Origin of the sequence: Leucobacter sp. M11 (genome assembly GCF_035726885.1) — a bacterium.
Classification (GTDB): Bacteria; Actinomycetota; Actinomycetes; order Actinomycetales; family Microbacteriaceae; genus JAPFRB01.
The window spans coordinates 469,588-469,912 of the sequence record NZ_JAPFRB010000003.1 but is presented as its reverse complement, the minus strand read 5'-3'; the positions used below and the strand labels follow the sequence as shown (position 1 = coordinate 469,912).

The 325-nt window shown below is 76.9% G+C and carries 1 protein-coding gene; it reads right to left on the bottom strand.

The window, feature by feature from the left end; translation table 11 throughout:
• Positions 1–325 (bottom strand): hypothetical protein (locus OOT08_RS10570; RefSeq protein ID WP_325092610.1); only part of this gene is annotated, 325 nt, incomplete at both ends.

Below are 325 nucleotides of genomic sequence, written 5' to 3'. Positions count from 1 at the left end.
GGGGTCGCGGTGGCTTCCTCGTAGGCGGCAATGGCCGCCGTGAGGGTCGCGGTCTCCGTGTCCAGGGTTGCCTGCGACAGGTTCGGAGTGCGCAGGGCGGTCGCGGCGACCTCAACGGCCGCGCTGAGCGTGGCCGCCGGAGTCGCCGCGCGGCTCCGATCCGCGGTGGCGTCCGCGAGCAGCACGTTTGCGGCCGCCACCGCGCTCGCGAGCGGGGCCCGGTCCACGGCCACCAGGAGGGCGTTCAGTCCCTCCAGCTGGGCGCGCAGGGCGCGCTCGCGCGCGTCCACCCCGTCCTGCGTGGTCTCGGCGGCGAGCGCCGCCT